Here is a 13,256-nt window from a genome sequence, read left to right on the forward strand (position 1 = left end):
GTTTGCGCCGCGAATTGAAGCGCTTCAATTCGCGACCGTAGAGTGTGCCCGTGGTCACACGCAAGGGCATCCGGCAAGGTTTATGAAGACGCATAGGTCCCATCCACCACGCGAATACCGCGTCTGACGTGGCCGCCGATGCGGTTGCCGCCTTGGCGGGTTGAAGCGCATCATCTGGTTGCGAGGACCCCGTGGCTGGGAGTCGTATGCTTCGTGCTGACCCGGAACGAAAGAGGAAGCCCGAACCATGAGCGCGCTCGAAGGAACCCGGCCGCCCCGCAGGGCCCAGGCCGGGATCGGTGATGTCGCCGCGCTCGCGGGCGTCGCCCAAGGCACGGTCTCCAACGTCCTGAACCATCCGGAGCGGGTCTCTGCCGCCACCCGGGGAAAGGTCGAGCGTGCCATGGCGATGCTCGGCTACGTGCCAAACCAGATCGCCCGGTCTCTCGCTGTCGGAGCCTCCAGCTCGGTCGGTCTGGTGCTCTCGGACCTGAGCAACTCGCTCTTCATCGACATCGCCCGCGGCGCGGAGACCGCAGTCGCCCAGACCGGAGCCGGCCTCCTGCTCGCGAACACCAACAGCGAGCTCGAGCGCGAACAGCGCTACCTGCAGATGTTCGCGCAGAGTCGCGTCGCCGGCATGATGATCACGCTCAACGACGCCAGTCACTACACCGCGATCGCGAAGGTCGTCCCCCCGACGACACCGATCGTGATGCTGAACTACCGCGCCGACCCGGGTCACTTCTGCTCGGTCTCGGTGGACAACGAGCACGGCGGGTACCTCGCAGCGCAGCATTTGATCGATCTGGGCCGCAGACGTCTGGCCTTCGTCGGTGGACCGGACGAGTTGACACCAGTCCACGACCGCGAACTCGGCTTCCGGCGGGCAGTTGAGGGGGTCGGCGTCACGAGCGAGGTGATCCGACCGCGAAGGGTCAACCGCGCCGACGGTTGGCAGGTCGGGGCGGACCTGGTCGACCGCACGCCAGCCGACAGACCGGACGCCGTCTTCGCCGCCAGCGACCTGCTCGCAGCGGGGCTCCTGCAAGCCCTCACGTCCCGTGGCATCCGTGTGCCTGAGGACGTGGCGATCGTCGGGTACGACAACAACCAGGCGGCCTGGGACAGTCCAGTGCCGATCACGACGATCGCTCAGCCCGGGGAGGAGATGGGCCGGCTAGGCGCCGAGATGGTCGCAGAGGAGGTCGAGACCGACCGCGGTGCCTCGGCGCACAGCCACCGCGCGAAGGTCCTGCATCCCAGCCTGGTCGTGCGGGAGAGCACCGTCCGGACTGCCTGAGCATGGCGGGCATTCAAGCCGCCACGAGGCGTACGGGTAGGGAGGCCCAGGCTCGCAGCGTGTTGTTGAGGTGTCGCGCCGGCTCGCCGGCCGGTTCGATCGCGGCAACCCGTGCAGCGAGTGCGTGGAGTACGCATTCGGCCTCGAGCCGGGCGACGTGCTGACCGACGCACTGGTGCAGGCCCATGCCGAAGCCGACGTGGCCGGATGGGTCACGCGTCAGGTCGAACCGGTCGGGCTCCGACCAACGGCGCGGGTCGCGGTTGGCCGCGCCGAGGAACATCAGGATCTTCTGCCCGGCCGGGATGACGACGTCTCCGAGAGGTACATCGGTGGTGGCAGTGCGGAAGAAGGTCTGGACCGGGCTGGTCCACCTGATCGCCTCGTCGAACGCCACTCGGGCGCGGCCGGGCTCGCGACGCAGGAGGTCCCACTGGGCAGGGTCGCTGAGAAAGCCCTCGATGACCGCGGCCAAGGCGTGGACGGTCGTGTCGACACCCGCCGAGAGCAGCGAGCGGACGATGAGCGGGGCCTGATCGTAGGTGATGTCACCTCGGTCCGCGGCCGCCCAGATGCGGGCACCGAAGCCGTCCGGGCTCAGTACGTCCCGGGCACATTGCCCGTTCACCCAGCCGGCGGCGTCCGGGAGCCCGGGCTTGCCCGCCTCGACCAGATGGTTGTCCGGCCCGAACGCGTTGAAGAGGTGGTCGCCGTACGGGAGCAGGTGCTCGCGCCCTTCCTCCGAGATCCCGACTGCATCAGGGAACACCCGCAGCGGGAACGCCTCGGCCAGATCGGTGACCGCGTCGACGGTTCCGCGCTCGACCAGGTCGTCGACGAGCTCTTCGGCAACCCGGCTCCAGCGCTCGCGCAGCGATCGCAACGCACGAGGCGCCAGGATCGGCGTCAGGACGTGCCGCGGCGCATCATGACGAGGCGGGTCCGTCTCCAGCAGCAGGCTCGGCGGGCGCCAGGGCTCTTCGACACGGAAGTTGCTCAGCCCGACCCCTGCGCCTGACTCGAACCGTTGCCAGTCGACCAGTGCGCCGTGCACCTCCTCGTAACGACCCATTGCGTAGACGTCGTAGCGATCGAGACGGACCACCGAGCCGGCGTCGCGGAGCCGCTGATGGAAGGGGTGCGGGTCGGCGAGGATCTCGTCGCCGAACGGGTCGGCCGGGCTGCCCGGCACAGCGGCAGTGGTGGTGGTCATGGTTTCCTCCTGGGTTCAGGCGTCGATGACGAGCCGGTCGCTGGCGGCACGCGAGACACAGGGGTAGAAGCAGTCACCGCGCCGGCGTTCCTCCTCGTCGAGCAGGGAGTCACGGTGGTCGGGCACGCCGGCGAGCACGTCGGTCTCGCAGGTCCCGCACACGCCTTGCCGGCACGAGGCGAGGACAGGCACCCCGGCTCCAGCCAGGGCGTCCAAGACACTGGCACCCGGCGGCACGGTGACGGTGACCCCGGACCGGGCGAGCTCGACGTCGAATGCGGTCGAGCGCACCGGCGGCGGGACGACACCGGCGACGAAGCGCTCTGTACGCAGGTGGCCGGCCGGCAGGCCGGCGGCAGTCGACCGCGCCGCGTCGAGGAGCGGCCCCGGTCCACAGCAGTAGACCTTGGTACCTGGTGGTTGTGCGGTGACCGCAGCCAGGTCGAGCAGCCCCGATTCGTCCTGTGGACACACCTCGACGCGGTCGCCCCAGGCGGCCAGCCGATCGAGGAACGCCATCGAGGACCGGCGGCGCCCGCCGTACAGCAGGCGCCATGGCGTGCCGAGCAGGTCTGCCTGCTCGAGCATCGGCAGCAGCGGCGTGATGCCGATCCCTCCGGCGACGAACAGATAGCCATCGGCGGGCGCGAGCGGAAAGTTGTTCCGGGGACCGGCGATGTCGACGAGGTCACCCTCGGTGAGCTCGTCATGGATGTACGCCGAGCCGCCCCGGCTCTCGAACTCCCGCAGGACCGCGACCTGGTAGGTGTAGGGATCCCAGCGGTCCCCGCACAGCGAGTACTGCCGCGTCAGGCCGTTGCCGAGACTCAGGTCGATGTGGGAGCCGGGCGTCCAGTCGGGCAGCCGGGCGCATTCAGGAGATGTCAGCTCGAGGCCGCACACGCCCTCTGCAAGCAGCCGTTTCCGGGTGACTTGGAGGCGGACCTTGCCGACGGCGTCGTTCGGTGGAGCTGACGCGAGGCGAGACAGTGACATGGCAGCGAGGATGCTCCGCCTGTGACTTTCGTCACGACCCCTCGCCCATTGAATGGGTGAGGGTGCGAGATCAGCTCCTGGCAGGACCGCGCAGCGTGCGTTCCAGACCCCGTGCCGCCGTGCGCAGGATGCCTACGCCGGCGATCGCCTGGTGGTCATTGGGGACCACGATGCTGAGCGCGGCAACCACCCTCCCGCGCGGGTCGCGGATAGGCACCGCCACGCCCGTTGCCGCCGGATCGATGTATCCGGCACCGAGCGCGAACTCCTGCTGCCGGACGTCAGCGAGTACCCGCCGCAACATGACCGGGTCGGTGATCGTGGCATCGGTGTACGCGCGCAGCGGGCCGTTCAGTACCGCTTCCAGCACAGCCGGCGGGCTGTGCGCCAGTAGGACCAGTCCGCCGGAGGAGGCATGCAGCGGAAGCCGCCCGGCAACCTTGGTGATGTTGGCGACCGCGCCCCGAGCCGAGATCCGCTCGACGAACAGCACCTCATGCCCCTCACGCAGCCCGAGCTGAGTGTGATGGCCCACGATGGCCTGCACGTCCTCCATGAATGGCATCGCGACCTCTCGCAGTGCCTGCGTCGGCGAGGCGCGGGCCGCGAGCTCCCACATCCGCACGCCGATGCGGACCCGACGCTGGGCGTCGCGACGCAGCAGCCCGTACGTCACCAGCTGGTCCACGAGCCGCGAGGCCGTCGAACCCGGCAGGTTCGCCCTGGCCGCGAGTTCGCCCACCGACAACGACGGGGTCTCCGGGTCGAACGCCTCGAAGACCCGCACCACGCGCTCCACGAGCGACTCTCCTGACGCGGACCTGGCCATGGCGCCATTGTGCGGCACCCCCGACGCACCGGGCACGAGTTCGGGTATCAATCGACCTGATACCCAGCAGAAGCAGTTTTGGCTTCCGCGATACCTCCGTGGTCACCCACGATTCCTGTGACCGCCATCACATGATCTCGGACTGACCTTGGGAGACCCCGTTGTCCATCGCTGCCTCCGCGCCTGTCCGGCAGGCAGGACGCCCACAAGGCATCCTGCTGATGTTCATGAGCTGTCTGCCGATCCTCGGCGCCGTCCTGCTCGCTCCTGTCCTCCCCCGCATGCAGGACCATTTCGGCGACAGCGGTGCCGCGGTCGCGCTGGTGCCCCTCTCACTGACCGTGCCGGCCCTGATGATCGCGCTGCTGGCACCGTTCGCAGGGCGCATCGTGGACCGGTTCGGCCGCAAGCGACTGCTGCTCGCGGGCCTGGTCGTCTACGCCGTGTTCGGCACCGCGCCGCTGTGGCTGGACGGACTGGGCGCGATCGTGCTCAGCCGGGCGGGGGTCGGCGTCGCCGAGGCGGCGATCATGACCTGCTGCACCACGCTGATCTCCGACTACTTCTCCGGCACCGAGCGCGACCGCTGGCTCGGCATGCAGACCGTGTTCGCCTCGCTGTCGGCCACGGTGTTCTTCGCCCTCGGCGGTGCGCTGGGCGCCCAGGACTGGCGCACCCCGTTCTGGCTCTACGCCTCCAGCCTGGTCTTCCTCGTCCTCGCGGCGGCCCTCATCTGGCAGCCCGCCGGCGAGAGCGCCACGACCGAGGAGCACACCCCGCTCCCGCCGCTGCCCACCCGCGCCCTCGCGCTGCCGTGCGCGGTCACGGTCGTCGGTGGCATCGTCTTCTACACCCCGATCGTGGAGCTCCCCTACATGCTCGACGCGGCCGGGATCACCGCCGTCCCCACCATCGGCGCGTTCACCGCGCTCGCCTCGCTGGCCACGGCCGGTGGTGCGTACGCCTTCGGCCGGGTCTCCCGCCGCGGCACCGCCACGCTGCTGCCCATCGCCTTCGGTCTGGCCGGGACCGGCCTGGTCGTGCTCGGCGCCACGTCCTGGGTGCCGGTCATCGTGCTCGGCGCGGTCATCGCCTCGGCCGGCACAGGCCTGATGCTGCCCACCCTGCTCGTCTGGGCGCAGTCCGGGCTCAGCTTCGAACAGCGCGGCCGTGGCACCGGGCTGTGGACCGCCGCACTCTTTCTCGGCGAGTTCGTCTGCCCCCTGCTCGTCGTCGCCTTCACCGGCGCGCTCGGTGGCCTCGGCGCCGCCGTCGCCCTCGTCGGCGCCATCGCCGTCGTCCTCGCCCTCCTCATCCGCCGCGTCCTCACCCGTGACGTAGCCGTCACCGCCTGATCCAAGGAGCCGATCCAGATGTGTCATGTCCTCAACGAAGCCGTCGCCTCGATCCCCTCGACCGACCGGCGCCGACTGCTGTCGATGATCGGCCTCGGAGCCGTCGGAGCGGTGACCGCGACTGCCCTGGGTGCGCCGGCGGCGACCGCGGCACCCGCGACCGAGCGCCGCTCGAAGGCCCGGACCCGCGTCGTGCTGCTCGGCACATCGGGCGGGCCGGCCGTGATCGACGGCGGCCGGCACGGGGTCTCGACCGCGATCGCGTTCGAGGACCAGGTCTACGTCGTCGACCTCGGGGTCGGCGCCTTCGGCCGGCTGCAGCAGAGCGGCCTCTCCCCGGACACCGGCCTCGGGTCGGCGCTCTCCTGGGTGCGCGGCATCTTCTTCACCCACCTGCACAGCGACCACACGGTGGACTGGCCCACGACGTACGCCATCGGGTCGATGAACATCGTCGAGCGCTCCGGCGGGCCGATCCAGGTCTTCGGTCCGGCTCGGCGCGACACGCTCAGCCGGGTCTTCCCACCCACTCGTCCGGCACCCGCCGTCGTCAACCCGGACGAGCCGATGCCCGGGATCTCCTCGATGACCGGTCATCTGCGCAACGCGTTCGCCCAGGACTTCAACGACCGGCTGCGGGACAGCAACTTCCCCGACCCGGACACGCTCTTCGAGGTCCACGACATCGACCACTCGGCGCTGTGGAGGATCGACCCCGAAGGCGTCCCGCCGCGGCTCGAGGCCCCGATCGAGGTCTGGCAGGACGGCGAGGTCACCGTGACGGCGACGCTCGTCGATCACCACCCCACCGCGCCGGCGTACGGCTATCGCTTCGACACCCCGGACGGGTCGGTCGTGGTCTCCGGAGACACCTGCGTGAGCCAGAACCTCATCGATCTGGCGCGCGGCGCCGACGTCCTGGTCCACGAGGTGATCGATCCCGAGTTCGTCGATCGGCTCACCGCGGCCCTTCCGCCCGAGACCGCCGAAGCGCTCCGCAAGCACCTGCTGGAGTCGCACACCACCATCGAGCAGGTCGGCCGCGACGTCGCCGAGCCGGCCGGTGTCGGCACCCTCGCCCTCTCCCATCTGGTCCCCGGCAACAACCCCACCTCACGCTGGCGCAAGGCCCAGCGGGGCTTCTCGGGAGAGCTCGTCGTCGGTGAGGACCTGATGGTGATCCCCGTCGGCCGCGGGCGCCGGAGCGGCTGACCCGGCGCGGCGGGGCGACCTCACCACCCACAGGGTTGCGGGACGTGGCATCCTGACCCGCATGCTCAGCTCGATTCTGGGACGGACCCTGCCGCGCCTCGTGTTCGGTCTCGTCGCCCTCCTCGCCGCCACGTTGGTGCTCACCTCCTGCGGTGACGAGGACCCGGCCAAGGGACGTACGCCGCAGCAGGTGCTCGCCGCGGCACAGAAGAACCTCGACGAGACGAGCGGGATCAACTTCTCGATCGCCTCCGACGACCTTCCCGAGGGCATCACGACGCTGAAGGCGGCGACCGGGACGCTGACCCGCGAGCCCGCGTTCGAGGGCAAGCTGACGGTGCCGGTGATGGGCGCGGAGGCGCAGGTCGAGGTGGTCTCGGTCGACGGCGTCGTCTACGCCAAGCTGCCGTTCACGACCGCGTTCCAGGAGCTCGACCCGGCCGACTACGGCGTCCCCGACCCGGCCGCGCTGATCGCGCCGAAGACCGGCATCTCCTCGCTGCTCGCCGCGACCGAGGACGTGAAGATCGGCAAGTCGGTGCGCGGCGGCGCCGACAACGACGAGATCCTCTCGACCTACACCGGCACGCTCCCGGACACCGCGGTCCAGAAGATCCTCGCCGGCGCGACCGGCGACTTCGACGTCACCTACATCATCAACGACTCCGACGAGCTCACCGAGGCGACCATCACCGGCAACTTCAGCGGTGAGGGCGAGGCGGCGTACTCCTACACGATCGACGTGACCGAGTACGGCGTCGAGAAGGAGATCACCAAGCCGTGAGGGCAGTCCTCTGGCTCGCTGCGATCGCGGTGGCGTTCGCCGCCGCGGACACCTACGTGGTGGTGCTGGCGCTGCCGGACATGATGGCGGGTGTCGGGCTCTCGATCGAGGAGCTGCAACGGGCCGCCCCGCTGATCTCGGGGTTCCTGCTGGGCTATGTGGCGGTGCTGCCGCTGATCGGACGCCTCGCCGACCTCCTCGGGCACCTGCCGGTGCTCGTCGGCGGGCTGGTCGTCTTCGCGTTCGGCTCGTTCCTGACGGCGCTGTCGTGGGACCTGGCCGCGATGGTGGTCGGCCGGTTCTTCCAAGGCCTCGGCGGTGGCGCGCTCGTGCCGGCGACCCTCGCGCTGGTCGCGGCGCTGTACCCCGCTGAGCGTCGTGGGGTTCCGCTCGGGCTGGTCTCGGCGGTCCAGGAGCTCGGCTCGGTGCTCGGGCCGCTCGTCGGTGCGGCCGTGCTCGCCGTCGCGGACTGGCGCGCGATCTTCGCGCTCAACCTCGTGGTCGGCCTCGTCCTGGCGGTGGCGATCCGGCGTCTGGGCCGCTCGGACGCCGCGCCGGACCGCCCACGACGACCTGACGTGATCGCACTGCTGTTGTTGCTCGTGGCCGGCGCGGCGTTCGTGCTGCTGGCGATCGAGCCGACGGCCCTGGTCCAGGACCTGACCTGGGGCGCGCTCTACGTGCCCGCGGCCGGGTCGACCCGCTGGCTGACCCCGCTGGGCCTGGTCACGATCATCGCCACCCTCGGGTTCCTGGTGAAGTGCGGCCTGCGGCCGGGCGTACGCCGTGTGCTCGGCCGGATCGCCGAGGAGGTCGACCTCCTCGGGGCGCTGCTGCTCTCCTTCGCCCTGGCCGGGGTGATCCTGGCCTTCGCGACCGCCGACCCCGAGGTGGCGGTCTTCTCCGAGCAGGGCACCTGGTACCTGGTCGCCGGCGGGCTGGCGCTGCTCGGCTTCGTCTTCCACCTGCGCCGGGCGCAGGACCCGATCGTGCCCCGCGGCGCGTTCGCCCGGACGCCGGCGTGGGGCTCGGTGCTGATCTCGTTCTTCGTCGGTGCCGCGCTGGTGGCGGCGCTGATCGACGTGCCGCTCTTCGCCCGCACCACGATCTACGGCGACAGCCAGCTGAAGGCCGCGCTGGTGCTGCTGGAGTTCCTGGTCGCGCTACCGGTGGGCGCCGTCGCGGGCGGCTTCCTCACCCGGCGGCTGCCGGCGGGGGTGATCGCGGGCGGCGGGATGCTGCTGGCCGCGGTGGCCTTCGTGCTCATGGCCCGCTGGGACGCCGACGCGCTGCGCTCGCTGTCGGCGACCGTCGTGCTCGTCGCAGGCGGCCTCGGCTTCGGACTCGCCCTGGCGCCGGTCAACGCGGCGATCCTGGCCACGACCGAGCAGTCGATGCACGGCCTGACCACCTCCTTCACCGTCGTGGCCCGCATGGTCGGCATGCTGGTCGGCATCTCGGCGCTGACCACGATCGGCCTGCGCAGCTACTACGCCGCCCAGGCCGACCTGCCCTCGCTGTCGTCGGTGTGCACCGGAGGCGGCATTTGCGAGGAGTATCAGGACCTGCTCATCGGCGCCGCCATCGCCCAGGAGCACACCGTCTTCGCCGGCGCCGCGGTCTGCGCCGGGATCGCCGCGCTGCTCTCGGTGGTGCTGCTGCGGGGCGCTCCGACCCGCGCACTGTCGCCGAGCGCGACCGTCACCGCGCTGTAGGGGTCACGTCTCCACGTACTCCGGGCGGGTGGATCCCATCCGCTCGTGGGTCTTGTTGCGCCGGCCGGCGGACCGCTCGACGACGCCGAGCGCCGCCCCGAGGCCGAAGGCGGGCATGTTGCCGTAGAGCGTCTCGACCTGGTCGGCGGGGACCCGGTAGGTCTCGTGCCAGATCCCGATGTCGCCGGTGGACGCCGCTCGCCGGTTGAAGGCGGCCCACGCCGGGGCGTGCGAGAGCGCCGGGTCCTTGGCGAACCGGCCGAGGTCCTCGACGCTGCGCCAGTACTGCACCGTCAGCAGCGACCGTCCCGACCAGTAGCTCCGCGCCGAGAGCAGGCCCAGGTCGGAGTTCTTGGCGAGCTCGGCGAGCATCCGCGGCATCGCGACGAACGTCGGGAACCAGCTGCGCACCTTGTGCCAGCGGTGGATGTGCATACCGATCAGGAACACGACGACCTCGTCCGTTCCGACATCGGCGACGCTGTGCCCGGGCGTGACGCCGTCCGGCACGTTCTTCGGGGCCTCCCGATAGGCCCGGGCGATCTTCGACATTCCCGTCCCCCTGACTGGATAGCGATAGTATCTAGTCTAGGATAGTGCTCCTATCCAGCACTGCTGTCAACCAGTCCACGGAGGAACGATGCGGATCTCCGAGCTCGCCGACTCGACCGGCGTGAGCGTCGCGACCATCAAGTACTACCTCCGCGAGGGTCTCCTCTCCCCCGGCAGAAAGCTCTCCGAGCGCTTGGCCGACTACGACGACAAGCACGTACGCCGCCTACGCCTGCTCCGCGTCCTGCGCGATGTCGGCGCCGTCCCCGTCGGAGCGCTCAAGGCCCTCGTCGACGCGACCCAGGACCGGAGCGCGTCGGTGCACGACATGTTCGGTGAGGCCTGCGACGCGCTCCGCACCGAGACGACCATCCCCGGGGTTCGCGACGACCACACGCGACACCTCGCCGACCAGATCGTCGACCAGGCGGGATGGACGAAGGTGCGGCCCGACGCCCCCGAGCGCGACCACCTGGCCGGCATCATCAAGGTCATCCTGGACAGCGGACTACCCACCGACCCCGAGGGCGCGGCGACCTACCTCCCCCTCGTGGACGCGATCGCTGCCTACGAGCTCGCTCAGATCGACGACACCCAGGACCGCGAGGCGATGATGGAGCAGATGGTCCTGGGGCAGGTCGTTCTCGGGGAGTTCCTGCTCTGCCTGCGCCGGCTGGCCCACGAACACCACAGCGCTCTGCGGTTCGCCGGGCGCCGCTGAGCGATCCGGCGGGGCGTACGCGCTCAGGAGCCGCTGGTGACCCGGTCGCGCACGCCCGTCACGCCGAACGAGTGAGCGCAGTGGGCACAGCAGAACATGTGCTCCTCGTTCTGCACCCCGTGCCCGAGGATGCGGCTGCCGCAGTTGACGCACACGGGCGCGATCACCGACACGGCGCACTCGATCGAGTCGAAGACATGATGCTCGCCCGAGGCCGTCGTCACCTCGAAGCTCTCCTCGTAGTCGTTGCCGCACGTGACGCACTTACCCATGGTTCGATCCTTCCTTCGCTTCGTACCGGACTTCACCCGGACGCCATGCGGCCCGGGCCTCGAAGGCCCGGGCCGCATGGTGTCTAGGTGAAGATGCTCACCCCACCGGGGCCGACCAGCAGGCCGACCACGATGAGGACCGCTCCCCACAGGATTTGACCTCGAATCAGCGCCAGGATGCCGCCGATGACCAGGACTGCCGCGATCAGCCAGAGAATTAATGCCATATGGATCTCACCTCGGTGTGTGTAGTTGTTCCTGCTCTCGGTACCCATCAGGCGCGAGTTCAAACCTCCGAGATGCGCTGAGCTCGTCCGGGATCCTCCGGGATCACGGTGCGGTCCCCGCGACGACCGTGCGGAGCACGTCGTCCCACTCATCGAGGAACCGGTCCAGGCCGTAGCGTCTCCTCGCGTGCCGGCGCCCGATCAGCCCGGCCTCCTCGGCGACGTCGGGATCCTTCATCAGATGGCGTACGGCCGGGACGATCTCGTCGCGTCGGGTCGTGACGTAACCGGCCTCGTGCGGCACGGCGAGCGGCGTCTCGGCCGTGGCCAGGGCGACGACCGGCATGCCGAGGTGCATCGCCTCGATCAGGGAGATGCCCAGCGACGTCCAGCGGTTGAGGTGGACGTAGACGCGACGCCGCGGAAGGTGGTCGTGCAGGTCGGGCTGGGTCGGGCTCTCGTACGTCCGCAGGCCACGGTGGGCGGGCAGCTGCTCGACACGCACGCCGAACACGTCGGCACCGACGCCCGCGGCGAGCGCCGGGAGGAGGTCGGCGCCGACCGAGCGGCCGCGGCGTACCGGATCGTTGACGACCATCCCGGCGCGCTCGATGTCGCCGGTGTAGCGCCGGCCCGGGTCGACGATGCCGTGCTCGATCACGATGGTCGGGGTGCCGGCGCAGTCCCAGACGAGGTCGTTGAATCCGGTCACGTGCACGATCGGGACACCACCACCCGCCATCGGGTGAGGGGTGTCGGGGATCCCGCCGGCCGGGGTGTCGTGCTCCAGGTAGACCGCGGGTACGTCACGCCCCGGACGGCGTCCGCCGAGCCACTTCTCGGCCAGCTCGACCTCGTGCGGCCGCTGCAGGACGACGACGTCGACCTCCTCGTCGGCAAGCTCCTCGATGGCCACCTGGCGGGCCGCCGCCGGCCACTCGCAGATGCCGGAGCGCCCCTGCCCGTCGGGGCCGCGGTCGGGGCCGGCGGGGAGGAGGTAGTCATGGCGACCGTGCACGAACGCCGTCGTCCAGGCCCCGCGCACGTGCCAGATCAGGATTCTCATTCCTCCCGGTGCCCCGGAGGGCCTCCGGTGATGCTGTGCGACAGGACAAGTCTTCTCCCGCTCACCCCAAGGGGTGGGTCGCGATGCCGAAGTCGCCCACCCACGAGGGTGAAAATCACGCCTGAGCCGTTGGGAGAGGGTCGATTCCGGCACTACCTACACATGACGACGACAACTTTCGAGACAGACCTACCCCGAGCCGAGCGACAGCGTCTGACCTCGGAGCTGTTGGCGAAGGCACACAGCGCCGAAGGAGAGGAGCAGGACCGGATCCTCGAGGAGGTGATCCTGCTCAACGCCGCGGTCGCCCGCTCGATCGCCCATCGCTACACCGGCCGAGGCATCCCCCGTGCCGACCTCGAGCAGGTGGCGTACACCGCCCTGGTCCGGGCCGCGAAGAGCTTCCATCCCGATCGCGCCGACGATTTCCTCACCTATGCCGTGCCGACGATCCGCGGTGAGGTGAAGCGCTGGTTCCGCGACCACGGCTGGACGGTGCGGCCGCCGCGCCCCATCCAGGAGCTGCAGAGCACACTGCTGCGGATCGGTTCGGAGCGAGGCACCCTGCCCACCTCCGAGCTGGCCGAGATCGCCCACGTACCGGAACAGAAGGTGCGCGAGGCGCTCGACGCCCGAGGCTGCTTCACCCCGTCCTCGCTGGACGCCCCGCTGCGCCCCGGAGAGGCCACGTCCTCGGCCGGAGCGACCATCGGCGACATGCTGCCCGGCATCGACGGCGGGATGGCCGACTGTGAGACCCGACTGGCACTGGAGCAGGCGATCCACACGCTGTGCCCGCGAGACCAGCTCGTGGTGAGGCTGCGCTTCGTCGAGGACCGCAGCCAGGCTGAGATCGGCGAGGCCATCGGAGTCACCCAGACCCAGGTCTCCCGGATCCTGACCCGGGTCATCGACGAGCTGCGTGGGCAGCTCGAAGGCGTAGAAATCGCCGCATGACCTGCACCCTCGACGGGTACGGGACGAGAAGAGCCGACCCCGACACAAGGAGAT

At 70.1% G+C, this 13,256-nt stretch carries 14 protein-coding genes; 7 read left to right on the forward strand and 7 right to left on the reverse strand.

All coding sequences use genetic code 11. The features are described from left to right. The first annotated feature begins 247 nt into the window (after positions 1–247). The gene (locus ACIRON_RS03340; protein WP_402988937.1) at positions 248–1,303 is read left to right on the forward strand and encodes a LacI family DNA-binding transcriptional regulator; all 1,056 of its coding nucleotides are present in this window, start codon (positions 248–250) and stop codon (positions 1,301–1,303) included. 13 nt (positions 1,304–1,316) lie between these two features. Here ACIRON_RS03340 and ACIRON_RS03345 read toward each other — a convergent pair whose 3' ends face one another. The 3 genes from ACIRON_RS03345 to ACIRON_RS03355 form a co-directional block, all read right to left on the reverse strand. Continuing rightward, positions 1,317–2,516 carry a cytochrome P450 gene (locus ACIRON_RS03345; protein WP_402988939.1) on the reverse strand — a complete coding sequence of 400 codons (1,200 nt, stop codon included), beginning with the start codon at positions 2,514–2,516 and terminating at the stop codon, positions 1,317–1,319. A 15-nt stretch (positions 2,517–2,531) separates the two neighbouring features. After that, on the reverse strand, positions 2,532–3,512 hold the full coding sequence (locus tag ACIRON_RS03350; RefSeq protein ID WP_402988942.1) for a PDR/VanB family oxidoreductase: 981 nt from the start codon (positions 3,510–3,512) through the stop codon (positions 2,532–2,534). A gap of 70 nt (positions 3,513–3,582) precedes the next feature. After that, on the reverse strand, positions 3,583–4,311 hold the full coding sequence (locus tag ACIRON_RS03355; RefSeq protein WP_402988945.1) for an IclR family transcriptional regulator: 729 nt from the start codon (positions 4,309–4,311) through the stop codon (positions 3,583–3,585). Positions 4,312–4,502: 191 nt separating this feature from the next. On the opposite strand from ACIRON_RS03355, the gene ACIRON_RS03360 reads away from it, so the two are divergent. From ACIRON_RS03360 to ACIRON_RS03375, 4 genes are all read left to right on the forward strand, one after another. Beyond that, positions 4,503–5,696 (forward strand): MFS transporter, encoded by a 1,194-nt coding sequence (locus ACIRON_RS03360; RefSeq protein ID WP_402988948.1) that lies wholly within the window; start codon positions 4,503–4,505, stop codon positions 5,694–5,696. A gap of 18 nt (positions 5,697–5,714) precedes the next feature. After that, a complete protein-coding gene (locus tag ACIRON_RS03365) occupies positions 5,715–6,908 on the forward strand; it encodes an MBL fold metallo-hydrolase (RefSeq protein ID WP_402988950.1) in 1,194 nt (397 codons plus the stop codon). A 61-nt stretch (positions 6,909–6,969) separates the two neighbouring features. Further along, positions 6,970–7,692: an LppX_LprAFG lipoprotein gene (locus ACIRON_RS03370; protein WP_402988953.1), complete on the forward strand. Its 723-nt coding sequence runs from the start codon at positions 6,970–6,972 to the stop codon at positions 7,690–7,692. Then, complete coding sequence (locus ACIRON_RS03375; protein WP_402988956.1) at positions 7,689–9,407, forward strand: MFS transporter; 1,719 nt, start codon at positions 7,689–7,691, stop codon at positions 9,405–9,407. Before ACIRON_RS03370 ends, ACIRON_RS03375 begins: the two co-directional genes overlap by 4 nt. Before the next feature lie 3 nt (positions 9,408–9,410). Here the strand turns inward: ACIRON_RS03375 and ACIRON_RS03380 are convergent, their stop codons facing one another. Then, positions 9,411–9,959 (reverse strand): DUF4188 domain-containing protein, encoded by a 549-nt coding sequence (locus ACIRON_RS03380; RefSeq protein ID WP_402988959.1) that lies wholly within the window; start codon positions 9,957–9,959, stop codon positions 9,411–9,413. An 88-nt stretch (positions 9,960–10,047) separates the two neighbouring features. Here ACIRON_RS03380 and ACIRON_RS03385 point away from each other — a divergent pair, with 88 nt between their 5' ends. Beyond that, positions 10,048–10,680: a MerR family transcriptional regulator gene (locus ACIRON_RS03385; protein ID WP_402988962.1), complete on the forward strand. Its 633-nt coding sequence runs from the start codon at positions 10,048–10,050 to the stop codon at positions 10,678–10,680. Between the two features lie 23 nt (positions 10,681–10,703). On the opposite strand, the gene ACIRON_RS03390 is transcribed toward ACIRON_RS03385, so the two are convergent. The 3 genes from ACIRON_RS03390 to ACIRON_RS03400 all read right to left on the reverse strand — a co-directional run bounded on the left by ACIRON_RS03390 (position 10,704) and on the right by ACIRON_RS03400 (position 12,245). After that, the gene (locus ACIRON_RS03390; RefSeq protein WP_402988965.1) at positions 10,704–10,952 is read right to left on the reverse strand and encodes a hypothetical protein; all 249 of its coding nucleotides are present in this window, start codon (positions 10,950–10,952) and stop codon (positions 10,704–10,706) included. Between the two features lie 83 nt (positions 10,953–11,035). Then, positions 11,036–11,179, reverse strand: a complete 144-nt coding sequence (locus tag ACIRON_RS03395) for a GPGG-motif small membrane protein (RefSeq protein ID WP_402988968.1) — start codon at positions 11,177–11,179, stop codon at positions 11,036–11,038. Between the two features lie 103 nt (positions 11,180–11,282). Next, a complete protein-coding gene (locus tag ACIRON_RS03400) occupies positions 11,283–12,245 on the reverse strand; it encodes a glycosyltransferase (protein WP_402988971.1) in 963 nt (320 codons plus the stop codon). Positions 12,246–12,407: 162 nt separating this feature from the next. On the opposite strand from ACIRON_RS03400, the gene ACIRON_RS03405 reads away from it, so the two are divergent. Continuing rightward, positions 12,408–13,202, forward strand: a complete 795-nt coding sequence (locus ACIRON_RS03405) for a sigma-70 family RNA polymerase sigma factor (RefSeq protein WP_402988974.1) — start codon at positions 12,408–12,410, stop codon at positions 13,200–13,202. Positions 13,203–13,256 lie beyond the last annotated feature (54 nt).

Source organism: Nocardioides sp. NPDC101246, from assembly GCF_044767415.1.
Lineage (GTDB): Bacteria > Actinomycetota > Actinomycetes > Propionibacteriales > Nocardioidaceae > Nocardioides.

Excerpts from the sequence above, each read along its gene's own strand:
- ACIRON_RS03405 (WP_402988974.1), top strand. The coding sequence starts at position 12,408 with ATGACGACGACAACTTTCGAGACAGACCTACCCCGAGCCGAGCGACAG.
- ACIRON_RS03395 (WP_402988968.1), bottom strand. The coding sequence starts at position 11,179 with ATGGCATTAATTCTCTGGCTGATCGCGGCAGTCCTGGTCATCGGCGGC.
- ACIRON_RS03390 (WP_402988965.1), bottom strand. The coding sequence starts at position 10,952 with ATGGGTAAGTGCGTCACGTGCGGCAACGACTACGAGGAGAGCTTCGAG.
- ACIRON_RS03370 (WP_402988953.1), top strand. The coding sequence starts at position 6,970 with ATGCTCAGCTCGATTCTGGGACGGACCCTGCCGCGCCTCGTGTTCGGT.
- ACIRON_RS03340 (WP_402988937.1), top strand. The coding sequence starts at position 248 with ATGAGCGCGCTCGAAGGAACCCGGCCGCCCCGCAGGGCCCAGGCCGGG.
- ACIRON_RS03385 (WP_402988962.1), top strand. The coding sequence starts at position 10,048 with ATGCGGATCTCCGAGCTCGCCGACTCGACCGGCGTGAGCGTCGCGACC.
- ACIRON_RS03365 (WP_402988950.1), top strand. The coding sequence starts at position 5,715 with ATGTGTCATGTCCTCAACGAAGCCGTCGCCTCGATCCCCTCGACCGAC.
- ACIRON_RS03350 (WP_402988942.1), bottom strand. The coding sequence starts at position 3,512 with ATGTCACTGTCTCGCCTCGCGTCAGCTCCACCGAACGACGCCGTCGGC.
- ACIRON_RS03400 (WP_402988971.1), bottom strand. The coding sequence starts at position 12,245 with ATGAGAATCCTGATCTGGCACGTGCGCGGGGCCTGGACGACGGCGTTC.
- ACIRON_RS03380 (WP_402988959.1), bottom strand. The coding sequence starts at position 9,959 with ATGTCGAAGATCGCCCGGGCCTATCGGGAGGCCCCGAAGAACGTGCCG.
- ACIRON_RS03345 (WP_402988939.1), bottom strand. The coding sequence starts at position 2,516 with ATGACCACCACCACTGCCGCTGTGCCGGGCAGCCCGGCCGACCCGTTC.